Here is a 23,155-nt window from a genome sequence, read left to right as displayed (position 1 = left end):
TCGGGCGGCGGCACCCACCCCGCTGTCCTGCCAAGGATGCTGTGGCCAGACTGGTGCTGGTAGGGCCAAAAGTCACCTTCTGGCCGCACAGCGCCAGCTTCGGGGTGTGCTCTTCAGATTGGGGTCGAAAGGCACTTCCGGGCTGCAACACTGGTCGGGTCAGATGAGTCAATGCGCCTTGTCAGCCGGTTCCCTCTGGTCACCACCACTGTGATTGTTGGCGCGTGCACCGCAGTGCTGCTTTTCCTTGGCCAGCCAGGTGCGGCGCAGCTGCTCGCGAGTGGTTTTGCCCTGGCGATAGCGGTGTACCGTTCCGCGTCGATGATCAAAGGACTGCTGCAGGGTCGGCTCGGCATCGACCTGTTGGCAGTCGCCGCCATCGGCGCCACGGTCGCGGTGGGCGAATATGTTGCGTCGCTGATCATCGTGCTGATGCTGACCGGGGGACAGGCCCTGGAGGACTTTGCCCAGGGCAGGGCAACGAGAGAACTGCGGGCGCTCCTTGAGCGTTCGCCACGGGTCGCGCATCGCGAGCTTGAAGGCGGACCGCCCGAAGAAATCCTCGTGGAGGCTGTCCTCCCCGGGGACGTCCTGGTGGTGAAGCCCGCTGAACTGGTGCCGGTGGACGGCACCCTGCTGTCGGACGCCGGGACCTTCGATGAGGCGGCCCTCACCGGCGAGAGCCTGCCAGTGGATCGGGTGGTGGGCGAAGCGCTGCTCAGTGGGACGGTCAACGGGGCTGAGGCGGTGCGGATGGTCGCGACGGCGACCGCCGCCGAGTCTCAGTACAGCCAGATTGTGGCGCTGGTCCGGGAAGCATCGGCCAGCCGCGCGCCGATGGTGAGGATGGCCGACCGGTACGCGGTGCCTTTCACCGCCTTCGCGTTCCTGCTGGCCGCGCTGGCCTGGTTCGTCAGCCAGGACCCGGGCCGCTTCGCCCAGGTGCTGGTGGTGGCCACTCCCTGCCCCCTGCTGATCGCCGCGCCGGTCGCTTTCCTCGCCGGCACGAGCAGGGCCGCCCGCGCCGGCATCATCATCAAGAACGCGGGAACGTTGGAGCAACTGAGCAGGGTCCGGACCGCGGTCTTCGACAAAACCGGCACACTCACGTCGGGGCGTCCCACGTTGTCCCTCGTGCAGGTTGCGGGTGGGGCTTCGCCCGCAATGACCCCCGATCGGGTCCTGCAACTGGCGGCCTCTGCTGAACAGTACTCCTCGCACGTATTGGCGGGGTCGGTCATTGACGCGGCTGCGGCACGCGGGCTGATTCTCCTGCCCGCGGCGAACGCGAGTGAACACGCCACCGAAGGCGTGAGCGCAGTGTGCAGCGCCGGCACAGTGGTTGTTGGCAAGCCCGGCTTCGTGCGTTCCCGCACCACGGGGTTCGAGCTGGCGTCCCTCCACGGCGGACAGCTTGGCATCTATGTGGGAGTCGATGGGGTGTTCGTAGGGTCACTGATCATGAGTGACCCGCTGCGGCTGAATGCCGCCGACACCCTGGCCGATTTGGTCCGGCTTGGGGTGACTGAAACGGTACTCCTGACGGGGGACACCTCGCTGACCGCTGAACATATTGCCAGGGAGGCGGCGATCACGCGGGTGGTCGCCGATTGTCTGCCGGGCGACAAGGTGCGGGTGGTTGCGTCGCTTCCGTTGCGCCCGGTGCTGATGGTGGGGGATGGCGTGAACGACGCGCCTGTCCTCGCTTCGGCCGACGTGGGCATCGCGATGGGCGCTAAGGGCGCAACCGCGGCAAGTGAATCGGCGGATGCGGTGCTCCTGGTGGATGATCTGTCCCTGGTCGCCACCGCGGTGGAGATCGGTCAGCACACCATCCGGGTTGCGCGCACCAGCATCTGGACCGGGATCATCCTCAGCGTGGGGCTGATGGTTGCGGCAATGTTCGGAACCATCCCCGCAGTGACCGGGGCGCTGCTCCAGGAATTGGTCGATCTCGCGGCGATCCTGAACGCACTGAGGGCGCTCGGAGGCGGACGATCGGCGCGGACCCCACGGATGAAAGGGTCACGGGTCAGTAGCGGTCCGGCTCCCCGCCCAATTCAAAGTGGCGACCGTGGACCGTTGTAGGGACGATCTCGACGTAGGTGTACTTTCGGGTGCCGGTCCAGGGCTTGAGAGGTAGCTGATCGACGACGTCTACCTCGGACTGGGTATCGATCACCCGTGCCACCCCCTTGACCACCACGCTCCGGGCTTCTGCCTCGTCGATTTCGTCCACCTCGAAGGCCACCCGGTTGTTCACGGTGAGTTCCGCGAGCTTGGTGCCGGGGTTGGTCCGGAAGAGGAGACGGTTGTCGTGGGCCAGGAAGTTGATCGGATAGATGTCGGGCGCGCCGAGGACGCTCACCGCCAACCGGCCATGCTGGTTGCGTTCGAGGACCCGCCAGGAGTCTTCGGCGGAGAGGACAGTTCCGGGTCGATCGTCATTCACCACAGTGGTCTCCTTTGACAGCTATCCGGTACACCGGGTTAGCGATTAGGGCTTCCAGCGTGCGCCCGAGTGCAGGCACACACTAGGGCCGAAGGGCACGAATCAGGGGATTCCTGCCGCAAACGATGGCTACCGCAGGGGTGGCGATCGATTCCCCAGGGGAAGTCCGCGTCAATGACCGATCCGTTCCTCGCAGGTCGCCGGAGGATTCACCCGAAGCGGCTCAACAGCGGCAGCAGCGCAGGCCCGGCCAAGGTTCCAGCCCTGCCAGTCATCGGTCGTCCCGGTGGCCGGCTGCAGCGCCACCACACACTGCGCCACCTCCCTGGGCAGCCCCCCAGTAATCGCTGGAATGGCGTCGGCGCCGAGCGTGGCGAGGTAGGCAACATCCAGTTTGCCGGTGAGCTCGTACCGCTGGATATTCTGTTCCGCCACCCACGCCTCCGGGTTGGCCAGACCAAGGGCGAGCACCAGTGCGGTACCGGTCGCCAGCGCGGCCCGGGGGAGCCAGCGTCCGGATAAGCGCACCCCGGCGATCATCACCAGCACCACGAGGACACCAAGCCACACCTCGAACGCGTCCACGAGCACCCGCAGCACCGTGAAGCCGTAGGCCTCCTGGTAAACGGACATGCGGTAGAGAGCCGACGCCACGACCACCAGGGTGAGAACCGACAACGTGCCCAGCATGACGCGCAGCAGGAGCCGGTCCCGGACGGTGGTCTGGGGGGCTTTGCGGACGGCGAGCGCAATGGTGGCCAGGGTCAGCGCCGTGGCGATCGTCAGCTGGGCGAAACCCTGGTGGACGTAATCCGCATAGCTCACACCGGTGGTGCTCCGCACAAACGCGTGGCCTCCCCACATCACCGAGGCCTGCGCGACGACGAACGTCAGGAACACGGCGACGACCACACCGACCGGAACCAGCCATTCCCACGGCCGGGTGACCGCTTGCCCGGGTCCCAGGGCGGACTTCTCCACCAGGGGCGGGTTGAGGGCCAGGTAGCAGGCGGCGAGGACCACTCCGCCGACGACGAACCAGACGAAAGCGCGCAGCACGAGGGTATCCGCAACCTGCACGTCGGGGAGAAGTGTCTGCACCCAGGAGCCGAAGACCGCGTCTCCGGAGGCGAATAGGCCACCAAAGACGACCAGCGCGACCAGCGAGATCGCAGCGGTCCGCAGCATCGGCCAGAGCGCGCGGCGGCTGGTGGTGGCCGCCATGGTGCGGCCCAGCAGTGGAAGGCCCCGAATCCCGCTCAGCACCCAGGCGGCGCCGCTGGCGCACATGGGCAGGAAGCGTCTCGCATCAGTCACGCTGGTGGTGACGAGGATCCCCGCCGCCAGGACGGCCAGCACCGCCAGCCATTCGGCGTCGCGCAGCACAACAAGTGACGCCAGTCCCAGGCAGAGCACCGCTGCCAGTCCCGTCCATGAGCGGCGGCGGTGGATCGACAGGGCCAGCACCAGCCCGCCAGAAACCAGCAGAACCAGCAGGGTGCCGAGGCCCAGGTGGCGGTTGGGCAGGACGACGGCGGCCAGCGCGCCGATCGCAAGCGATGCGTAGACCGGCAGCGGTGCGGTCAGCAACCTGCGTTCCGGCCAGAACCGGTCCACCACCGCCTCAGGAGGGACGGACGCGGGTGGGTCCGCCGCCGCCGTAGCTGGCGACCCCGCCGGTGGGATGGGGTGTGGGTGGCCAACAGGGTTCACGGCAGTCTCCTCGGGGGTGGTCGCAGTGGTGTGCGCTGCAGCGGCGCTGGGGGTCGGCGGCGTTGACGCGGAGGTGACCGAGCCCTGCTCCTCGGGGCGAGGGCTGGGGGTGCGGGGGAACTGGGCCACCACCCGGGCCCCCGCTGCTCCGGGTGCGGCGGGGAGAGCAGCGATAGACCCGCCATGCAGTTGGGCGATCCAGCTGGCGATGGCGAGGCCCAGGCCGGTGCCGCCGCTGCTGTCGTCACCGACGCCGAAGCGGGTGAAGACCCGCTGCGCCTGCTCCACCGGTATCCCCGGTCCCTCGTCGGTGACCGCCAGGGACCAGGAGTCATCCTCCTCAAGGGCAGCGCGGAGGGTGACCGTTCCGTTGGTGGGGCTGTGCCGTACAGCGTTGTCAAGGAGGTTGGACACGACCTGTGCCAGGCGCGCGGCGTCGGCGGTCACCACCAGGCCGGCCGGTTCAACCTCGGTCGTCAACCGGACTGCTCTCCCACCCACCGTTGCCTCGCTGACCGCCTGGTCAAGGAGGTCAGTCACCCGGACGGGCGCCAGGTCAAGTGAGGTCGCGCCGCCGTCGACCCGGCTGACATCGAGGAGGTCGGTGACCAGCCTGCTGAGCCGCTCGGATTGGGCGAGCGCCGATTGCAGGACGGCGTCGTCGGGTTTGACCACCCCATCGACCAGATTCTCGAGGAGGGCCCGCTGCGCCGCGAGGGGTGTGCGGAGTTCGTGGGACACCGTGGCGATCAGTTGCCGGCGCTGCTGCTCATCAGTGGCGAGATCCGTCGCCATGGTATTGAACGCCCGGGCCAGGATCCCCACCTCATCGGCTGAGGTGGCGGTGACGCGGGCCGAATAGTCACCGGTGGCCATCCGGCCGGCTGCCCGTGTCATTTCCCGCAGCGGGGACGTCATCCCGCGCGCCAACCACTGGGTCATCCCGAGGGCCGCGGCAAGCGTGGCGGGCAGGGTCAGCCAGCCTGGCACGCCCGCCCGGATGCCTACCTGCAGGACCACTACCGCGGCGATGATGCTCAGCGCCACCAGAAGGCCGATCTTGACCTTGATGGACGCCACCGGGTCCAGCGGCCGGCGGGGGCGCAGGGGACTGGCCGGCATCGTCACTGCTCCAACGCGTAGCCGACGCCGTGCACGGTGCGGACCCGGGTGGCCCCCACCTTGGCGCGCAGGGATTTCACATGGCTGTCGAGGGTGCGGGTGCCGCGGGCGTCCGCCCAGCCCCAGACCTCGGTCATGAGGGCTTCCCGGGTCCGGACGGTCCCCACCTGCTCGGCGAGCATCGCGAGGAGGTCGAACTCGAGGGGGTGAGATGGATGTCCACGGCGGCGAGCTGCACTCTCCGGGTGTCGCGGTGCAGGACCAGGTCACCGACCGTCACCTTCGGATCCCTGACGACGGCCAACTGGGCAGCCCGGTCAACCCGCCTCAGGAGGGCCCGGACCCGGGCGACCACCTCCCGCATGCGGAACGGCTTGAGCACGTAGTCGTCGGCGCCGACGCCCAGGCCGATCAACAGGTCGGTCTCCTCGACCTTCGCGGTGAGCATCAGGACGGGGATGGGCCGAAGGGCCTGGATCCGTCGGCACACCTCGAGTCCGTCGTAGCCCGGAAGCATAACGTCGAGAATGACCAGCTGCGGATCATGCTCGGTGTACGCGGTGAGGGCCCCCGGCCCGTCGAAGGCGCTGACGGTCCTGAACCCTTCGGCCGCCAGCCGGTCGGCGAGCGCCTGGTTGATGGTCGGATCATCTTCGACGATCAACACTGTGTGGGCTGGTCCGCTGCCGTTTGTCATGGTCCTGAGCCTACAAGCGCGAATCTGGACACGGTTGGGATGACATGTGGAGAACCTGTGAAGCTCTCGGACGCGGGATTGCCCGCCGGTTTCGCGACGGTCAACCAGCTGTTCTACACTGTGTAGAAGTCAGCTTTTCTACGCAGCGTAGAAACCACAATAGTGGACCTCTGTGTGGAAACCCTGGATCGGAGGGCGTCCGCCCTGAAAGGTTCAAAGGAAGTCGTATGGAAGCCCTGGAGCTTGCCCGATGGCAATTCGGTATCACCACCGTGTACCACTTTCTGATGGTGCCCCTCACCATCGGGTTGGGGTTGCTGGTGGCCATCATGCAAACCATGTGGGTCCGCACCGGCAAGGCGCAGTACCTGAGAATGACCAAGTTCTGGGGAAAGCTGTTCCTCATCAACTTCATCATGGGGGTAGCCACCGGGCTGGTGCAGGAATTCCAGTTCGGCATGGCGTGGAGCGAGTATTCGCGGTTCGTCGGCGACGTCTTCGGTGCCCCACTGGCGATGGAGGCGCTGCTCGCATTCTTCGTTGAGTCAGTCTTCCTGGGGCTCTGGATCTTCGGCTGGGACCGCCTCCCCAAAAACCTGCACCTGGCCACCATCTGGGGTGCCAGCACCGCGTCGATCCTCTCGGCCTACTTCATCCTCGCCGCCAACTCCTGGATGCAGCACCCGGTAGGAGTGGAAATGGTGGACGGACGTCCGGTCCTCGTGGACATCTGGGCGGTCCTGACCAACAACACCCTGCTGGTCGCATTCCCGCACACCATCCTGGGTGCGTTTTCGGTGGCCGGCGGGTTCCTGCTCGGCATCAGCTGGTACCACCTGTGGAAGCGCCGCCGCGACGGCATCGACACCGTCGGACCCGATGGCAGGGTCACCGTGGGCAGCGTCGAGAGCACGGGCCGGGACGCCGCCGACCACCAGGTCTGGCTCCGCTCACTGCGGATCGGCGCCGTCGTCGCCGTCGTGTCGTTCGCCGGCGTCGCCGTCACCGGCGACCTGCAGGCCAAACTGATGTTCGAACAGCAGCCGATGAAGATGGCCGCGGCAGAAGCGGCCTGCCACGACGGAACCGGATTCTCCGTGCTGTCGGTCGGCAACCTCGGCTCCCAGAACTGTGATGACATCGTGGCGGTCATCGAGGTCCCCGGCATGCTCTCCTTCATGGCCAACGGGGATTTCGCCACGGAGGTCCAGGGCGTCAATTCCCTGGTGCCGCAGTACCAGGAACAGTACGGAACCCACCTCCCCGATGATCCGATGTACGGGGAACGCGCCGGCATGGAAATCGACTATGTGCCCGTCATGGAAGTGACCTACTGGGGTTTCCGGATGATGATCACCTTCGGAGCGGTGGCAGCATTCGCGGCGGCGGTTGCCCTGTTCCTGACCCGCAGGGGGACGGTCCCGGAATCCAAACGGATCATGCAGCTCGCGGTCCTGGGGATCCTTGCCCCCTTCGGTGCCAACGCCGCTGGCTGGATCTTTACCGAGATGGGCCGGCAGCCGTTTGTGGTGGCCCCCAACCCCGACCCCAGCGGCATCGACAACGTGTTCATGTTCACTGCCGCCGCCGTGTCGCCCGGCGTCTCCGCCGCGGAGCTTGCCATCTCCCTCATCGCCTTCACGGTCGTGTACAGCGTCTTGCTGGTCGTCGAGGTCAAGCTGCTCGTCAAGTACGTGCGAGGGGGCGTGCCCTCGGCCATGCCCGAGCTCCTGCCGCAGCATGACGACCCCGACGACGACACTTCCGGGGGCGACCCCTCCCGGAAAAAGGGCGACGGCGACGTGCTGGCATTCGCGTACTAGCCCGGTGTCCGCCACCGAAGTGTCCACTGCCCCCGTGCTTCCCGCCGCGCACGCGGTGGTCCTGATCGATCGACTGGAGACCTGAGATGGAATTCCTCCCCACCCTATGGTTCGTCATCATCGCGTACCTCTGGACCGGGTACCTCCTGCTGGAGGGCTTCGATCTGGGTGTTGGCATGCTGATGAAACTCTTCGCCCGCACCGACCAGGACCGGCGGGTACTGCTCAACACCGTCGGGCCGGTCTGGGACGGCAACGAGGTCTGGCTGATCACGGCCGGTGCGGCCACCTTTGCTGCCTTCCCCCTCTGGTACGCGTCACTGTTCTCCGCCCTCTACCTGCCCCTGCTGCTCGTCCTGATGGGGTTGATCTTCCGTGCCGTGGGCTTCGAGTACCGGGGGAAAGGCAACAACGACGCGTGGCGCACCCGGTGGGACTGGGCCATCGCGCTCGGATCGCTGGTATCGGCCTTCGGCATCGGAGCGGCCCTGGCGCTGACGACGACGGGCCTGCCCATCAACGACAACGGTGACCGGGTGGGCGGGGCCTTCGCCTGGTTCAACGGCTACGCTGTCCTCGGCGGCTCAGCCGTAGTGCTGTTCAGCCTCGTCCATGCCCTGGGATTCCTGGTGCTCAAGACCGACGGCGAGATCCGTGCCCGTGCACGGCGGCAATTCCTCCGGTGGATGCCCTGGGGGCTGCTGCCGATGGCCGTCTGGGCAATAGTGGTGCACTCCTCGGGTGGCAAGGGCATCACCTGGCTGACGCTGATGCTCGCCGTCGGGGGCGCGGCCTTTGCCTGGGTCATGGCCCGCCGGCGCCGCGACGGGTGGAGCTTCATCGGAATGGCGGCGTTCCTTGCCGCGGGAACCACCACCATCTTCACCGCCGCGTTCCCCGTGGTCCTCCCCTCAACGCTCGACGCGGCGTTCGACCTGACGGTCGCCAACGCCTCCTCCTCCGGGTACACCCTGTCCGTGATGAGCGTCGTCGCGCTGGTGGGACTGCCGGGTGTGCTGGTCTATCAGGGGTGGACCTACTGGGTCTTCCGCAAACGGGTCAGCCGGAGCCACATCCCGCCCGCCCACGCCGTGACAGCCCAATGAGGCCAACGCTGCCGGTGGGTGCCGCCGGTAAACGTGCGCTCTACCTCCTCGGCCTGCTCGCCGCACTGAAAGCGGCGGGCCTGGTCCTGATCGCCCAGGCGGTGGCAACCGGCGTCGCCTCGCTCGCTGTTTCCGGGAACACCCTGGGCGTCGATTTCCCCGCCGTCCTGATGCAGGGGGTCGCCGGAGCGGTCCTCCGCGCGTTAGCGACCTGGTGGCAGGAAACGGTGGCGCAGCGGGCCGCTGCGGGATCGAAAGAGGAGCTGCGCACCGCGATTGCCACCCGCGTGATGAACGACAGCGGTACCTCGGCCGACGCCGGGACCGGCGCCCTGAGCGTCCTGGTCACGCGGGGGCTCGACGGACTCGACAACTACTACACCAAATACCTGCCCGCAGTGGTCACCTGCGCAGTAGTCCCTCTGCTGATCGGTGCGCGTATTCTTGCCGCGGACTGGCTCAGTGCCGCCATCATCGTGGTGACCGTCCCCCTGGTGCCCATCTTCATGATCCTGATCGGGCAGCACACGGAGGATAAGGTAGGGGAGGCCTCGGCTTCGCTGAACCGGCTTTCCGACAACCTCCTCGAGCTGTCCCGCGGACTGCCCGTGCTGGTGGGGCTGGGCCGGGCGGGCAGCCAGACCAGGGCACTCCGCGAGGTCGCCGGGCAGTACCGGACCCGGACCATGGAAACGCTGAGGGTCGCGTTCCTTTCCTCCCTTGCCCTGGAACTTATTGCCACCATCTCGGTTGCGCTGGTGGCCGTGGTGATTGGCGTCCGGCTCATCGGGGGAGACCTGAGCCTCGAGATCGGACTCCTCGCGATCATTCTTGCTCCCGAGTGCTTCGCTCCGCTCCGGGACCTTGGTGCTGCTCATCATGCGAGCGAGGACGGGGTCGACGCGCTGGAACGATCCCGCCGGGTTATCGACGCCCCGCCCATCCGCAGCCTGCTGCCCTCGACCGACCCACAGACGCAACGTTCGACAATCACGGTCAGGGATCTCACCATCGGCTATGAGCGCCGTGTGGGAACGGTGGTGGACGGGCTCAACCTCACGCTGCCCCGCGGAACCATCACCGCCCTCACCGGACCCAGTGGAACAGGGAAAACATCGGTGCTGGAAGTGCTCGCCGGGCTTCGCGGTCACGGGGCAGGTGTGCGGGTATCCGGCACCATCACGGGGATTACCCGGTCGCAGATCGCGTGGATTCCGCAACACCCGGTCCTCACCATGCCCACTGTTGCCGAAGAAATTGGTCTCTACTCCGGGCTGGCCGGTCCGGGCGAACAGCGGAATGCAGCGGTGCGCGCTCTCACCCACCTCGACGCCCTGGATCTGCTGGACGCCGGGAGCGGCGACCTGAGTCCGGGCGAGCTTCGCCGGGTGGCGGTAGCGCGGGCGCTCGCCCGGGTTGAGCACGCCGACGTCGCGTTGCTGCTGGCGGATGAGCCCACCTCCCATCTGGATGCCCGCGCCGCCCGGACCGTGGAGACCGCGCTGGCGGCACTGCGCGGGCGCACCACAGTCCTACTGGTTGCCCATAACCCGGCGACCGTGTCGCTGGCCGACCAGGTGATCGCGGTCGCGGGCGAATCGGCAGGACAGGACGACGGCGGCCCCCCACCGGAGACCCCGGCGATCGCCGCGCTGCCGGCCAGCGCTGCTGTCCAGCGCCGTCGACCCGGCACGTGGCCGCCGGCCCGGACCGGGAAGGTTGCCCTGGCCCGCAGCGTTGCCATGGTCCAACCGTGGCGCCCACGGTTTGTCTCCGCCCTGCTCTTCGGTACCGGCGCCACCCTGTTCGCCGTGGCGCTGACCGCCACCTCGGGGTGGATGATCGTGCGCGCGTCCGAACAGATCCCGATTCTTTTCCTCCTGACCGCCATTGTGGGAGTACGTTTTTTCGGGATTGGGCGCTCGGTGCTGCGCTACTGCGAGCGCCTCCGCCTTCATGACGCCATTTTCGAAAGCACCAACAGGCTGCGGCTGCGGCTGTGGAATGGGCTGCTGGAGCGTCCTGCCGCGTGGCGGAAACTCGGACGCGGCGGCAAGGTCCTTGAACAGCTGGTCGGCGACGTCGACGAGCTGCGGGACCTGTCGCCGCGGGCGATCTTCGCGCCGCTGGTCGGTGTCCTCACCGCTCTGGCCGCAGCCATCACCACCGCCCTGCTGCTTCCCGCGGGTGTGCACTGGCAGTTGGTGCTCCTCGCCCTCTGCCTGGTGGCGGCGCCTGCCCTGGTCCTAGCCGCCGACCGTTCATCGCGCCGCGCCGCGGTGGGACTCAAGGCTGAAATTCTCGACACCACCTCGCGGATGTTCGCCGCCGCACCGGACCTTAGCGCCAACGCCGCAGACGGGCTGCTGCGCGCCGACGTCGCCAGATTGGAGGCGGCACTCTCGGCCAGGCTTGACCGAAGCGCCTGGGCGCAGGGGCTGGCCAACGGGTTGACCGTGCTCGCCTGTTCGCTGGGCGCCCTGGCCATGGTGGGCTCCGCCGCGGGGGTGGACCCGGCCGTGGCCGCCGTCGTCGTGCTCATGCAGTTGGCCCTGATTGAGCCGTTCGTCGCGGTCAACACGGCTGTGCACCAGGTCGGTGCGTGGCGGGCGGTCGGTGACCGGGTGGTGCCCGATCTGGGGTCCACCGAGATCCGGGCCGAGCGGACGGCCGCGACACCGGTCGATTCCCTCGAGCTTCGCGATGCCTCCTACACCTATCCGGACCGGTCGATCCCCGCCTTCGCTGGGCGTGTCGCTGGACCTGCAGCGAGGTGAATGGCTGGCGGTGACGGGACCCTCCGGCAGCGGAAAATCGACGCTGCTGGGAGTGCTCCTTGGGTTTTTGCCGCTCAGTGCCGGCAGCTACCTCATCAATGGTGAACCGACCAGCAATGGTGAACCGACCAGCAATGGTGAACCGACCAGCAATGGTGAACCGACCGGCAATGGTGAACCGACCGGCAGTGGAGAGCCGGGCGGGGCCTGTGCGCCGCGGATCGCGTGGTGCCCGCAGGAGGCGCACCTGTTCCAGTCCAGCGTCCGGGCCAATCTGGCCCTGGCGCGGGATTCGACGGCGTCACCCTCCGACGCCGACCTTTATGCGGCCCTGGACCGTTCCGGATTGGGGGACTTCGTCAGGACGCTGCCTGCAGGGCTGGACACGCAGGTCGGCCCGGGTGGAACCTGGCTGTCCGGTGGGCAGATGCAGCGCCTCGCCGTCGGCCGCGCCCTGCTGACCCAGGCCGACGTCGTGCTGCTCGACGAACCCACCGCGCACCTGGACCCTGCGGCCGCCCGCGAACTGCTGACCGATCTGCGCCGGGGTCTGGCGGACAAGTTCGTGGTGATGGTGACCCACAGCCAGGACGAGGCATCGCGGTGTGAGACGGAGCTTGAGCTGACGAGTCAGGGAACGCTCGCGGCGGTCGCTCGCTAAGCGCCGCGCCGGGGAACAGCAGGTCTGCCGCGAGGTGATCGGCGGACACTGAACCGCGCTGTCCGGGGGCTTTGGCTTTACCTAGCCCGCTTTACCTAACCCGCCCTGACAATGGCGAGTTCGTCCCATTCCGTGGTGTACCGGGGGGAGGAATAGCGGCGGCTCATCGTCCAGTCGGACGGGGCGCTGATGCCGGCCCGTCCCAGTCCAATGCTGGTGGCCCCATACCGGTCGGTTACCTGGCCCAGCAGTGCCCCGATGTTGCGTCGCTCGTGCACCGACACGAACGTATCGAACTGCGGCTGGTAGCCGGCGGGGGAGAGGTCGGTGAGCATCACGCCGGCCCGCGCATAGGGCACGCCCTCGACCAACTGCCCGTCAAGGGCACCGACGGCGGCGCGGGTCAGTAGCACCGGATCGGCTGTCGGAGCGGCCAGCCGGAGCGCCACGGAGGGAAAGGAGGAGGCGGTGTGGTGGAACGGCGATGTCCCCGCGAAGACCGTCAGGCTCTTGGCCAGCTGGTTCGCCCGGGACAGGCGGATGGCGGCTGACTGGGCATAGAGGCTCATCACCTGCTGCATGCCCTCGAGCGTGGTGACCGGCGTCGAGAAGGACCGCGAGAAGATCATCTGCCGTTTGTCCGCGCGCTCCGTTTCCAGCTCGATGCAGGGGATCCCGCGCAACTCCAGAATGGTCCGCTGCATCAGCACCGAAAACTTGCGCCGCATCAGCACCGGATCCGCGGCGCGAAGGTCGGCGATCGTGAAGACCCCGATCGCGTTGAGCCGCTTCCCGAGCCTCCCCGCGATCCCCCAGATGCCGGTCACCGGTACCCGGGACATGATGTGGTCGATATGGGCGTCGGGCATGAGGTCCAGGTTGCACACCCCACCCATTGCGGGGTTCTGTTTCGCCACCCGGTTGGCGAACTTGGCGAGCGTCTTGGTGGGGGCAATCCCGACGCACACCGGAAGGCCCGTATGCAGGGCCATCGCCGTCCGGATGGCTGTCCCCTGCTCCTGCAACGCCCGCGGTGACCCCGTCAGTCCCAGGAACGACTCATCGATCGAATACACCTCCTGCCACGCGGCAAAACGTCCCATCAGCTCCATCGCCCGGGCGCTCAGGTCGCCGTACAGCTCGTAGTTGCTGGACCGCTGGATCATCCCCCACCCGGGTGCCTGCGCCGCGATCTTGAACCAGGGCTCACCAAGGGGGATGCCCAGCGCCTTCGCCTCGTTGGAGCGTGCCACCACGCAGCCGTCGTTGTTGGACAGGACGACGACGGGAACGCCCGCCAGCCGGGGATCGAAGACCCGCTCGCAGCTGACGTAGAAGCTATTGACATCCACCAGCGCTATCCGGGATGTCCCGGTCCGTCCCGCCGCCGCGGCCGAGGGGTGGTGGCCCGGGGTGGCACGCGTGGGACGTTCACCCATGGTGGTGCCTAAACGTAGTGGAGGCAGCGGGTCACGACACCCCACACCGTGAGGTCGGAGAGTTCAGCCACCGTGATGTCGGGGTAGTCCCGGTTGTCGGCTTTGAGAATGATGCCGGCGGCACCGAGGTGCAACCGCTTGATCGTCAGTTCGCCGTCGAGGATCGCCACCACCACCGAGCCGTGGAGGGGAGTGAGGGAGCGGTCGACGATCAGTTCGTCCCCGTCGTTGATGCCGGCACCGGACATGCTGTCCCCGGAGACTCGCACGATGAACGTGCACGTGGTGTCCTTAATGAGGTGCTTGTTGAGGTCGATCCCGCCGTCGTAATAGTCCTGGGCGGGCGACGGGAAACCGGCCGGAACGGAGACCGGGCTGACCTCGGTGAGCTGCCCGGGCGGGGTTCCCTGCAAAGGGGCGATCTGGGCTACAACTGTCACAGCATCCCTTTAAGTAGAACGTATCTTCGAACGTAATCAGCGTAGCACTTGCCGGTCCCGCTGGTGCTAGATTTCACGGGGACGCGGCAACGCTACGGGGGCGACTGGCCAGCCGGGCTGTCGCCTGTAAATGAAGTAGGAAACGAGCGATGGACTGGATCTTGATCCCCGTGCTGGCAGGAGTCGCGGCGGGCTTTGGTTTTGCCGGTGGATGGGCGGCGCTCGCGGTCGACCGCAAGCGGCGCACCCCGGCCGCCGCACCCACCCCCGTGGTGGAACCCGCCGAGGCGCCGCGGGAGAGGGAAGCCGATTGGGCGGTGTACTGGCAGAAGGACAACATCTGGGTACTGACCAACACCGGTTCAGCCAAGGCCACGGGGGTGGATGTGCAGTTCGAGCAGTTCACGGTCGACTCCTCGCACCTGCGGAGTACCATGCAGACCTCGGGGGAAGCCACCTTCAGCGGGTACCTGCGGGGCAAGAAGCCGGCGGTCCTGATTTCCTGGACCACCGAGGACAACGAGCAGCGCGGGCCGTTCCGCCGTGCCATTCCCCTGCAGGGCAACCGCCGCTGGCAGGACTGGTGACGCCAGCCGCCGTCGGGCTCACCTGGGGTCGAGTACCCGGCCGACAATCCAGGCGTGTTTGCCCACCTGGCGGCGGCGGGTAAAGCCGCAGTCCTCGAACAGTTCGACGGTGGCACTGAACAGGAAGTGGCCGTGCGCGGTCCGGCCGGCCGTGACCTCGGGAATCGCTTCCACCAGGCCGCCGCCCCGCCGGGCGATCAGGTCCAGCGCACCCTCAAGTGCCGTCCTGGCAATACCTTGCCCCCGGTGCTTCTTGTCGACGTAGAAGCAGGTGATCCGCCAGTCCGGGACCGGTGGCTCGGCCTTGAGACACTCCCGCTGGTGTTTGATCCGGGTCAGCTCACGGGGACTGCCAAACTGGCACCAGCCCTGCGCGGCGCCGTTATCGTCGAAGACCAGCGCCGCGTGCGCGCGGTCCGAGAACACCCGTTCCCTTTTAGCCTCGCGGTGGTCGAGGCCACGTTCGGCACCTTCCGGATGGAACCCGATGCACCAGCAGCCGCCAAACACGCCGTTGTTGCGTTCCATCAGTTCGGCGAAGGCGTCCCAGGTCGAAGCGTCGAGCGGACGGACGGCGTGCGGCATGATCAGCTCACTTTCACTCGAAGCGGGAGGGGTCACCCATCCCGTGCCGGACCACCTCAGCGACGCCGCTGGAGTAATCAATGACGGTGGTCGGCTCGGCACCGCAGTCCCCGGAGTCGATGACGGCGTCCACCTGGTGGTCGAGCTCTTCCTTGATTTCCCAGCCCTGTGTCAGCGGCGTTTCCTGGTCGGGGAGCAGCAGGGTGCTCGACAGCAGCGGTTCGTCCAGCTCGGCGAGGAGCGCCTGCACCATCCGGTGGTCCGGAATACGGACGCCCACGGTCTTCTTCTTGGGGTGCAGCAGCCGGCGTGGCACTTCCTTGGTGGCGGGCAGGATGAACGTGTAACTCCCCGGCGTCACCGCCTTGATGCTGCGGAACACGTCATTGTCGATGTGCACAAACTGTCCCAGCTGGGAGAAATCCTTGCAGACCAGGGTGAAATGGTGCTTGCTGTCGAGCTTCCGGATGGACCTGATGCGATCCAGTGCGTCCTTGTTCCCCAGCTGTGCGCCCAGTGCGTAACAGGAGTCGGTGGGGTACGCGATCAGCCCGCCGGACCGGATGACGTCGACAATCTGGGCGATCGCGCGCGGCTGCGGATCCTGCGGGTGTACATCGAAAAATTTGGCCATGCGAAGAGCATACGTCGGGCAGCGGCTCTGGGGTCCTATCCCGCGGTGCGCTGGGAGAGCAAACCCGCGAGGGTTTCGTCCCCGGGCGTCGCCCGCTTCTCGTGCTCGCCGGCACGGGGCAAATGACTGTGAGATAACGCGGAAGTAACGCGGCGGGGGATACCTTGGCGGTGCCCCAGAAGATTGTGCGTCAGGTGATTGCCCGGGACCCTATCCCCATGGCTTGATCCCGAAAAGGTTATTCCCCGGAATGCTTTATCGCCCAGCACCCCAAAGGTAGAGTGCCACAATGATTGAATCTGAGTCCTCCGGCAGCCGCTCCCGCGGACAGGAGCCGGAAACCACCGGTCGTTTCATCGTCGTCTTCGCCGACGCGGAACAGGATGCACCAGGTTTCCTGAGGTCCGCAGGGATGGCCAGCATCGCCGACTCCCGCGAGTTCGGGTCCCGTGCAGCGACCCCGGACCAGACCGAGGGCGCAGCTGCCACAGTGTTCTCCCGGCTGGGCGTGGCAGTGGTGTCGGCCGATCCGCAGCAGGCACGGGCGCTGCGCTCCTTTTCCGAGGAGGGCACGATCGCTTCGGTATCGCCCGAGCTGATCCACCATGTGCTGACCGAGTCGCCCGGGGAACCTTCCACACTGTTCCAGGACTCTGGCGAACTGACCTGGGGTCTCCAGGCGGTAGCCGCCGACACCTCGCCGTGGAGTGGAGCGGGCATCCGGGTGGCGGTCCTGGACACGGGCTTCGACTCCAGCCATCCTGATTTCGCCGGACGACAAATCACCACCGAATCGTTCGTGCCGGGTGAAACCTCCCAGGACGGCCACGGCCATGGGACCCACTGCATCGGCACGTCCTGTGGACCGCGGTCGCCGGAGGAGGGCCCGGCGTACGGGGTCGCATTCGAAGCGGATATCTTCGCCGGGAAGGTCCTGGGAGATTCGGGGTCGGGCAGCGACGGTGGCATCATCGCCGGCATCGACTGGGCGATGGCCAACGAGTGTGCAGTGATCTCCATGTCCCTCGGAGCCGACATCGCGCAGGTCCACCCGCCCTACACAGCGGTCGGCCGGCGGGCACTGGATCAGGGGTCACTGATCATCGCGGCGGCCGGAAACAACGCCGACCGGCGGCAGAACGACTACGGATTTGTGGGCGCTCCAGCCAACAGTCCGTTCATCCTGGCGGTCGGAGCGTTGGACCAGCAGCTTGAGATGGCGTTCTTCTCGGCCCGGACGTTACCGGTCCGCGGGGGACAGGTGGACGTGGCCGGCCCCGGATTCCAGGTGAACTCGTCCTGGCTGATGCCAGGGAGGTACCGGAGCATCAGCGGGACGTCGATGGCGACGCCGCACGCGGCCGGCGTCGCCGCGCTCTGGGCTCAGGCTACGGGCTACCGGGGGCGGGAACTGTGGTCGGCGCTGGCGCAGGAGAGCCAGCGCCTCCTGCTGCCCTCCGTCGACGTCGGTTCAGGCCTCGTGTTGGCGCCGCAGGACTAGCTACGACTGAAGGAGGACAGGTGAACTTCACTGTCACCGTGCGGGACTCGCACCGGTCAGAAATCCAGGAGGTCGCTGAACGGTTGCGGTCCTGCGGGCTGGAGATCGATCGGGTCCTGGAAACCGTCGGCATGATCACCGGTTCCGCACCGGACGACCGCCGGTCGGAGTTGGAGGCTGTCGAGGGAGTGTCCTCAGTGGACGGGGAGGTACGGTTCGTGCTGCCTCCGCCGGACAGCGACATCCAGTAGCTCCGACCTGCCCGGCAGCAACACCAGCCAGCTGCCGCGCTAGGGACCGTTCCCGTCGGCGGTTGTCCCCGTCTTGCCGCCGACGTCGTCGAGCACCGTCTGTGCCTGCCGGTCCACCAACCCGGTGAACAGTTGCTGGGCCGCGCCGAAGGTGATGGCCCAGGCGACAATCTGGGCCGGATTGTCCAGGTCGCTGAGGCCCGGGACAAACCCGCCGCGCATCAGCTGCAGGCCCAGGACCGCGGTCAGCGCACCCGCCGGCAGCTTGAGGATGGCGAGGGCGATGGGCAGTCCGTACGGCGTGGAAGTCCCGCGCACGTGCCGGAGCGAAGCGGCACCGGAAACCGCTGCCGCAATCAGCCCGAACGCTTCAATGAAGAAGACGTCCCACGGTCGGGGGCGCTCGCCGGTGGGGCAGACAGATTCCCCGGCAGGCTCGAAGCACAACCGCAGTTCCTCGGGGCGGAACCAGCCGGCGACGGCGAGCGCCGCGGCGAGGATTGCCAGGACCAGGGCACCCATGAAGAGCACGTTGCGGAAGCTGCGGACGCGGGAAAACTCCTCCCGGGATTCCAGGCAGGACGCCCTGAACGCGGCCACTAACGTCATCCGCCCCGACTCGTCCAGAGGGGCTGCTGCTGCGGCCTTCACCACCTTTTCGACGGCGACCCGGTGCGGATCCAGCCGGGGCAGGTGCTGCCGGGCGTGGGCCTGGATGCCGGGCAGCTGCGACTGGACGTAACTCAGCGGTGCCCTGAGCAGCAGCGCCACCTGCGCGGCATCCAGCTGGCTGAGGACCCGTTCCACCACCGCCCCGTTGAAGGAGGTCTGGATGGCGGGTGACCGTTCGGATGCCACGTCTGTGGCCGCGTTCAGATGCCACAGAATTGCGCGATCGAGGGCTGTCTTCGCGCTGGCCTGGCCCGAACTCAGCCCGACGGGCGGGTCCGTCAGACTGACCCATTCGGCGAGGGTCCTCAGCTGGGCGGCGGTGGTGATCGACTGTTCCCGCCAGGTGCGGTTGGTTGGCGGTCCCAGTGGGGGTGGCATGAGTGGTTGGGAGGAGCTGGGCTCGGACATGACTCCACCTACTCAAAGGACGGGTGCAGGCTGACACGGTAGCCGGGTACCGGACCCCGCAGGGTCTGTTCCTGGCCCCCACGCTCCTGGCCCTGCAGCAACGGCCTGATCAGTTCGGTGATCCGCGCCGACGGGCATACTCCGCATTCCTGCTGCAGGGTCGCCAGGTAGGTGCGGTAGCTGCGCATCGCCGACCCGTTGTTTCCGGCCGCCAGGTGGATGCGCAGCAGAGAGCGCTGAGCGCTTTCCAGCAGCGGGTCGAGCGCCACTGCTGCGGTGGCGGCATCGAGGGCTGCCGGCAGCTGCCCCCCAGCCAAATACGTTTCGGCGAGGGTTTCCAGGGCGGCAAGGCGCTGTCGGAAGACCCGGTCCTGGTCGGGAAGCAGCCAGTCCTCGTCCCACCCTGGCAGCAGGTCGGCGGCCCGCAGCTCCGCGGTAAATTCCTGCGGCACGGAGGCGCCCGTGTCCACGAGGCTTATCGTGCCCCGGAGCTCGTCGACGTCGATGGTAATCCCGGGTGCAAGGGCCAGCGTGTCGCTGACGGGGTGGAGCAGCCCGGGAAGCTGGTGTGCAATGTTCCACAGGCAGGCACGCAGGCTTCCCGAGGCCTGGGCATCGGTCCGGTTGGGCCACAGGAGGCCAGCAATATAGCTTCGTCGTCGACCACCGCGGAGCGCGAGGGCCGCGATCAGGCGCTGCTGCCGGAAGGCCACGGTGAGAGGCTGGTGATCCCGTTCAAGGCACCAGTACCCCAACATTTTCAAGTTCCACTGGACCGGAGTGTTCAATGACATGCCCCGTCCCCACTTCCTGCTTCATCGGGGAGAGGCGTCCCCTATCCGCTGAAACGGTTGACCGCTGTCAGTGCTAGCATCCTCAGGCAGCAGAACCTTGTCAATGCCTCAGAAGAAAGTTCACCCGTAGAGGATTACCCCCGTATCGACGGCGGATTCCCGGGCCCCGGAAGCGCGAAAAAATCAGCGTCTATCGCGGATGATGTTGGTGATCCGGGCGGTGGACAGGCGGCGGCCGTCGTCGTCAGTCATCACCACCTCGTGGGTGGTCAGGGTACGTCCCAGATGGACGGCTGTGGCGGTGCCGGTGACCATCCCCGACGACGCCGACCGGTGGTGCGTCGCGCTGATCTCAATGCCCATCGCCTGCCGGTCGCGGCCAGCATGGAGCCCGGCGGCGAACGAGCCCAGGGTCTCCGCGAGGACCAGGTGCGCCCCGCCGTGAAGGATCCCGGCCACCTGTTCGTTCCCCTCGACCGGCATGGTGGCCACCAGATGTTCCGGCGTCATCTCCGTGAACACGATCCCCATCTTCGCGGCGAGACGCCCGATACCGTGGCCGCTCAGCCATTCGTGCATCTCTTCCGGCACACCGGCGGCGGCCAGCTCGGTGGCGTAGGGGTTTGCGGTCGGTTCCTGTCCGGACGGCTCCGGAGTGTAATTGTGGGTCATGGGAACTAGGCTGGCACCTGTGAGTCAAACAACCAAACCCGATGTTCCCCCGGCCGCTGCGACTCTTTCGGACGCTCCTCCCACGGCCACCGAGCCGGCTGACGGATCCCGCAAACGCTTGCTCGTGATCGACGGCCACTCGATGGCCTACCGGGCGTTCTATGCGTTGCCGGCCGAGAACTTTTCCACCGACACGGGGCAGCACACCAACGCCGTCTACGGGTTCACCGCGATGCTGATCAACCTGATCAGAGACCAGAAGCCCACCCATGTGGCGGTTGCACTGGACCTGAGCACCCCGACGTTCCGGACCGAGGAGTACACCGAGTACAAGGCTGGCCGCGCCAAGACGCCCACGGAATTCCACGGCCAGGTGGACCTGATCATCAAGGTGATGCAGGCGATGCACATTCCCACCCTGTCGATGGCAGGCTACGAGGCCGACGACATCATTGCCACCCTGTCGGTCCGTGCCGCGGCCGAGGGCTGGGATGTGCAGGTGGTCAGCGGTGACCGCGACGCCTTCCAGCTGGTCAACGACCGCGTGACGGTGCTGTACCCGAAGCAGGGCGTCACCAACATCCCGCAGATGGATGCGCAGGCGGTGGAGGAAAAATACCTCGTCCCGCCCAACCAGTACTCGGACCTGGCCGCCCTGGTGGGGGAGACCGCCGACAACCTTCCCGGGGTTCCCGGGGTGGGTCCCAAGACTGCCGCCAAATGGATCAAACTCTACGGTGGGCTCGACGGCATCCTCGAGAACCTTGCGGCGATCAAGGGGAAGGTGGGGGACTCCCTCCGAGAGAACGTGGAACTGGTCAAGCGCAACCGCCGACTGAACCAGCTGCACCTTGACCTGGATCTGCCGGTGGAACTGGACACCATGGTGTCCCGCACCCCCGACCGCCCGGCCGTGGAGGAACTGTTCGACTCCCTCCAGTTCAACGTCCTCCGCAAGCGTTTGTTCGACCTGTTCGGAGAGGAGGATGCCGCCGAGTCGCACGACGAAATGACCCCGCCCCAGCACGTGGTCCTCGCCGATGCCGTTGCCTTGACCTCCTGGTTCAAGGCCACAAACCAGGCCACTGCCGCCGTCCAGCTGGTGACCCAGGCGACCACCGGGAACGACGACGTCGCCGGCCTGGCGATGGTGACCTCGACGGAGGCGGCGTACGTGGATCTGGAAACGCTCGACGCCGAAGCGGAGCAGGCGCTTGCCGCCTGGCTGGCTGACCCGGGTGCGCCGAAGGTGGCCCACGATTTCAAGGCGGCGTACAAGCTGCTCGCCGCCCGCGGACTGAAACTTGCGGGGGTCGTGGACGACACCGCCATCTCCGGCTACCTGATCCAGCCCGACCGCCGCGCCTACGACCTCGGTGACCTGAGCCAGTCGCACCTGAAGATGGCCATCGCACCCCCGGCGGAGTCCACGGGTGGTCAGCTCGCGCTCCAGCTGGAGGAGGAAGACGTCGCCTCACCGGCCATCGCCCGTGCGTTCGCGGCCCTGCAGCTCAGTGAGTACTTCGCTGGCCAGCTGGTGGAACGTGGTGCCAACCAGCTGCTGGGTGGGCTTGAACTGCCACTGGCCCAGGTGCTCGCTGAAATGGAACTCACCGGCGTCTCAGTGTCCATGGAGCGGCTCGACCAGCTGTTCGACGACTTCTCGGCGACCATGAGCACCACCAGCGCCGAGGCGTTCAGGATCATCGGCAAGGAGATCAACCTGGGCTCACCCAAGCAGCTCCAGGCGGTCCTGTTCGACGAACTGGAACTCCCCAAGACGAAGAAGATCAAGACCGGCTACTCCACCGATGCCGACGCGCTGACCGACCTGATCGTCAAGACCGGGCACCCGTTCCTGGAACAGCTACTCGCGCACCGCGACGCCTCCAAGCTGCGCCAGACGGTGGAGGGGCTCAGGAAATCAGTGGCCGACGACGGCCGGATCCACACCACCTACGTCCAGACCATCGCGGCGACCGGGCGGCTGTCCTCCACGAACCCGAACCTGCAGAACATCCCGGTCCGGTCGGACGAGGGCCGGCGCATCCGCGAGGTGTTCGTCGTCGGCGACGGGTTCGAGTGCCTGATGACCGCCGACTATTCGCAGATCGAGATGCGGATCATGGCTCACCTCTCCGGCGACGAGGGGCTGATCCAGGCGTTCCGGGAAGGTGAGGACCTGCACCGGTTTGTCGGCGCGCACATTTTCGGGGTCGCCCCCGAGGACGTCACCAGCGCCATGCGGTCCAAGGTGAAAGCCATGTCCTACGGTTTGGTCTACGGCCTCAGCTCATTTGGCCTGTCCAAGCAGCTGGCCATCTCGGTGGATGAGGCACGCACCCTGATGGGCGACTACTTTGATCGGTTCGGCGCCGTCCGCGACTATCTACGCGGAGTGGTGGAACAGGCGCGCGTCGACGGTTTCACGTCCACGATTGAAGGCCGCCGCCGTTACCTGCCGGATCTCTCCAGCGACAACCGGCAGCTCCGCGAAATGGCTGAGCGGGCGGCGCTGAACGCCCCCATCCAGGGCTCGGCAGCGGACATCATCAAGAAGGCGATGCTCGGCGTCGACGCCGAACTGCGCAGGCAGGGCCTGGCCTCCCGGATGCTTCTGCAGGTGCACGATGAACTGGTCCTGGAGATCGCTCCGGGCGAGAAGGACACTGTGGAACTGCTGGTGCGGGAACAGATGGGCTCGGCCGCTGACCTGACCGTACCCCTTGACGTCTCAGTCGGTGTGGGAGCGAGCTGGCACGAGGCTGCCCACTGACCCGCGGTGCTGGTGCGCGGGGTGCTGCGGCACTAGGCTGATGGA

Annotated in this window: 18 protein-coding genes and 1 pseudogene; 9 read left to right on the top strand and 10 right to left on the bottom strand. The window is 67.0% G+C overall.

Features of this window, described 5'->3' with window-relative positions:
• The first annotated feature begins 171 nt into the window (after positions 1-171).
• The gene (locus tag H4V95_RS09815; RefSeq protein ID WP_209730143.1) at positions 172-2,088 is read left to right on the top strand and encodes a heavy metal translocating P-type ATPase; all 1,917 of its coding nucleotides are present in this window, start codon (positions 172-174) and stop codon (positions 2,086-2,088) included.
• Here H4V95_RS09815 and H4V95_RS09810 read toward each other — a convergent pair.
• The 3 genes and pseudogenes from H4V95_RS09810 to H4V95_RS09800 form a co-directional block, all read right to left on the bottom strand.
• Positions 2,033-2,452 carry a pyridoxamine 5'-phosphate oxidase family protein gene (locus tag H4V95_RS09810; protein WP_312883994.1) on the bottom strand — a complete coding sequence of 140 codons (420 nt, stop codon included), beginning with the start codon at positions 2,450-2,452 and terminating at the stop codon, positions 2,033-2,035. The two genes, H4V95_RS09815 and H4V95_RS09810, sit on opposite strands and share 56 nt — an antisense overlap.
• Before the next feature lie 171 nt (positions 2,453-2,623).
• Positions 2,624-5,287, bottom strand: a complete 2,664-nt coding sequence (locus H4V95_RS09805) for a DUF4153 domain-containing protein (RefSeq protein ID WP_245345642.1) — start codon at positions 5,285-5,287, stop codon at positions 2,624-2,626.
• A 2-nt stretch (positions 5,288-5,289) separates the two neighbouring features.
• Positions 5,290-5,984: pseudogene (locus tag H4V95_RS09800) on the bottom strand (response regulator transcription factor).
• A 227-nt stretch (positions 5,985-6,211) separates the two neighbouring features.
• On the opposite strand from H4V95_RS09800, the gene H4V95_RS09795 reads away from it, so the two are divergent.
• The 4 genes from H4V95_RS09795 to H4V95_RS09780 all read left to right on the top strand — a co-directional run bounded on the left by H4V95_RS09795 (position 6,212) and on the right by H4V95_RS09780 (position 12,351).
• The gene (locus tag H4V95_RS09795; RefSeq protein WP_209730137.1) at positions 6,212-7,807 is read left to right on the top strand and encodes a cytochrome ubiquinol oxidase subunit I; all 1,596 of its coding nucleotides are present in this window, start codon (positions 6,212-6,214) and stop codon (positions 7,805-7,807) included.
• 86 nt (positions 7,808-7,893) lie between these two features.
• Positions 7,894-8,913 (top strand): cytochrome d ubiquinol oxidase subunit II, encoded by a 1,020-nt coding sequence (cydB, locus tag H4V95_RS09790; protein WP_196866839.1) that lies wholly within the window; start codon positions 7,894-7,896, stop codon positions 8,911-8,913.
• On the top strand, positions 8,910-11,690 hold the full coding sequence (cydD, locus tag H4V95_RS09785) for a thiol reductant ABC exporter subunit CydD (protein WP_209730136.1): 2,781 nt from the start codon (positions 8,910-8,912) through the stop codon (positions 11,688-11,690). Before cydB ends, cydD begins: the two co-directional genes overlap by 4 nt.
• Positions 11,665-12,351, top strand: a complete 687-nt coding sequence (locus H4V95_RS09780; RefSeq protein ID WP_312883993.1) for an ATP-binding cassette domain-containing protein — start codon at positions 11,665-11,667, stop codon at positions 12,349-12,351. Before cydD ends, H4V95_RS09780 begins: the two co-directional genes overlap by 26 nt.
• A gap of 95 nt (positions 12,352-12,446) precedes the next feature.
• On the opposite strand, the gene H4V95_RS09775 is transcribed toward H4V95_RS09780, so the two are convergent.
• Together H4V95_RS09775 and H4V95_RS09770 are read right to left on the bottom strand one after the other, a co-directional pair.
• A complete protein-coding gene (locus tag H4V95_RS09775; RefSeq protein ID WP_209730132.1) occupies positions 12,447-13,790 on the bottom strand; it encodes a Y-family DNA polymerase in 1,344 nt (447 codons plus the stop codon).
• 8 nt (positions 13,791-13,798) lie between these two features.
• Complete coding sequence (locus tag H4V95_RS09770; RefSeq protein ID WP_312883992.1) at positions 13,799-14,230, bottom strand: translesion error-prone DNA polymerase V autoproteolytic subunit; 432 nt, start codon at positions 14,228-14,230, stop codon at positions 13,799-13,801.
• A 149-nt stretch (positions 14,231-14,379) separates the two neighbouring features.
• On the opposite strand from H4V95_RS09770, the gene H4V95_RS09765 reads away from it, so the two are divergent.
• Positions 14,380-14,817 carry a hypothetical protein gene (locus H4V95_RS09765; protein ID WP_209730129.1) on the top strand — a complete coding sequence of 146 codons (438 nt, stop codon included), beginning with the start codon at positions 14,380-14,382 and terminating at the stop codon, positions 14,815-14,817.
• An 18-nt stretch (positions 14,818-14,835) separates the two neighbouring features.
• Here the strand turns inward: H4V95_RS09765 and H4V95_RS09760 are convergent, their stop codons facing one another.
• Together H4V95_RS09760 and H4V95_RS09755 are read right to left on the bottom strand one after the other, a co-directional pair.
• On the bottom strand, positions 14,836-15,402 hold the full coding sequence (locus H4V95_RS09760) for a GNAT family N-acetyltransferase (protein WP_209730127.1): 567 nt from the start codon (positions 15,400-15,402) through the stop codon (positions 14,836-14,838).
• 13 nt (positions 15,403-15,415) lie between these two features.
• Positions 15,416-16,036, bottom strand: coding sequence for an L-threonylcarbamoyladenylate synthase (locus H4V95_RS09755; protein WP_196866844.1), 621 nt, complete (start codon positions 16,034-16,036; stop codon positions 15,416-15,418).
• Positions 16,037-16,325: 289 nt separating this feature from the next.
• On the opposite strand from H4V95_RS09755, the gene H4V95_RS09750 reads away from it, so the two are divergent.
• Together H4V95_RS09750 and H4V95_RS09745 are read left to right on the top strand one after the other, a co-directional pair.
• Entirely contained in the window at positions 16,326-17,537 is a 1,212-nt protein-coding gene (locus H4V95_RS09750) for a S8 family serine peptidase (protein ID WP_209730125.1), read from the top strand.
• 20 nt (positions 17,538-17,557) lie between these two features.
• The gene (locus tag H4V95_RS09745) at positions 17,558-17,788 is read left to right on the top strand and encodes a hypothetical protein (RefSeq protein ID WP_196866846.1); all 231 of its coding nucleotides are present in this window, start codon (positions 17,558-17,560) and stop codon (positions 17,786-17,788) included.
• 39 nt (positions 17,789-17,827) lie between these two features.
• On the opposite strand, the gene H4V95_RS09740 is transcribed toward H4V95_RS09745, so the two are convergent.
• The 3 genes from H4V95_RS09740 to H4V95_RS09730 form a co-directional block, all read right to left on the bottom strand.
• The gene (locus tag H4V95_RS09740) at positions 17,828-18,868 is read right to left on the bottom strand and encodes a hypothetical protein (RefSeq protein WP_196866847.1); all 1,041 of its coding nucleotides are present in this window, start codon (positions 18,866-18,868) and stop codon (positions 17,828-17,830) included.
• Between the two features lie 8 nt (positions 18,869-18,876).
• Positions 18,877-19,662: a BTAD domain-containing putative transcriptional regulator gene (locus tag H4V95_RS09735; protein WP_209730123.1), complete on the bottom strand. Its 786-nt coding sequence runs from the start codon at positions 19,660-19,662 to the stop codon at positions 18,877-18,879.
• A gap of 183 nt (positions 19,663-19,845) precedes the next feature.
• Entirely contained in the window at positions 19,846-20,334 is a 489-nt protein-coding gene (locus H4V95_RS09730) for a PaaI family thioesterase (RefSeq protein WP_209730121.1), read from the bottom strand.
• A gap of 142 nt (positions 20,335-20,476) precedes the next feature.
• Here H4V95_RS09730 and polA point away from each other — a divergent pair, with 142 nt between their 5' ends.
• On the top strand, positions 20,477-23,110 hold the full coding sequence (gene polA / locus H4V95_RS09725) for a DNA polymerase I (protein WP_245346072.1): 2,634 nt from the start codon (positions 20,477-20,479) through the stop codon (positions 23,108-23,110).
• Positions 23,111-23,155: the final 45 nt, after the last annotated feature.

Origin of the sequence: Arthrobacter sp. CAN_C5 (assembly GCF_017875735.1) — a bacterium.
GTDB lineage: Bacteria > Actinomycetota > Actinomycetes > Actinomycetales > Micrococcaceae > Arthrobacter_D.
This window is presented reverse-complemented; position numbering and strand designations above follow the sequence as displayed.

What these genes read in the sequence shown, in the direction of transcription:
- H4V95_RS09805 (WP_245345642.1), bottom strand. Translation starts at nt 5,287, where the DNA reads ATGCCGGCCAGTCCCCTGCGCCCCCGCCGGCCGCTGGACCCGGTGGCG.
- cydD (WP_209730136.1), top strand. Translation starts at nt 8,910, where the DNA reads ATGAGGCCAACGCTGCCGGTGGGTGCCGCCGGTAAACGTGCGCTCTAC.
- H4V95_RS09735 (WP_209730123.1), bottom strand. Translation starts at nt 19,662, where the DNA reads ATGTCATTGAACACTCCGGTCCAGTGGAACTTGAAAATGTTGGGGTAC.
- H4V95_RS09730 (WP_209730121.1), bottom strand. Translation starts at nt 20,334, where the DNA reads ATGACCCACAATTACACTCCGGAGCCGTCCGGACAGGAACCGACCGCA.
- H4V95_RS09765 (WP_209730129.1), top strand. Translation starts at nt 14,380, where the DNA reads ATGGACTGGATCTTGATCCCCGTGCTGGCAGGAGTCGCGGCGGGCTTT.
- H4V95_RS09760 (WP_209730127.1), bottom strand. Translation starts at nt 15,402, where the DNA reads ATGCCGCACGCCGTCCGTCCGCTCGACGCTTCGACCTGGGACGCCTTC.
- H4V95_RS09775 (WP_209730132.1), bottom strand. Translation starts at nt 13,790, where the DNA reads ATGGGTGAACGTCCCACGCGTGCCACCCCGGGCCACCACCCCTCGGCC.
- H4V95_RS09815 (WP_209730143.1), top strand. Translation starts at nt 172, where the DNA reads ATGCGCCTTGTCAGCCGGTTCCCTCTGGTCACCACCACTGTGATTGTT.
- cydB (WP_196866839.1), top strand. Translation starts at nt 7,894, where the DNA reads ATGGAATTCCTCCCCACCCTATGGTTCGTCATCATCGCGTACCTCTGG.
- H4V95_RS09795 (WP_209730137.1), top strand. Translation starts at nt 6,212, where the DNA reads ATGGAAGCCCTGGAGCTTGCCCGATGGCAATTCGGTATCACCACCGTG.
- polA (WP_245346072.1), top strand. Translation starts at nt 20,477, where the DNA reads ATGGCCTACCGGGCGTTCTATGCGTTGCCGGCCGAGAACTTTTCCACC.
- H4V95_RS09755 (WP_196866844.1), bottom strand. Translation starts at nt 16,036, where the DNA reads ATGGCCAAATTTTTCGATGTACACCCGCAGGATCCGCAGCCGCGCGCG.
- H4V95_RS09750 (WP_209730125.1), top strand. Translation starts at nt 16,326, where the DNA reads ATGATTGAATCTGAGTCCTCCGGCAGCCGCTCCCGCGGACAGGAGCCG.
- H4V95_RS09740 (WP_196866847.1), bottom strand. Translation starts at nt 18,868, where the DNA reads ATGTCCGAGCCCAGCTCCTCCCAACCACTCATGCCACCCCCACTGGGA.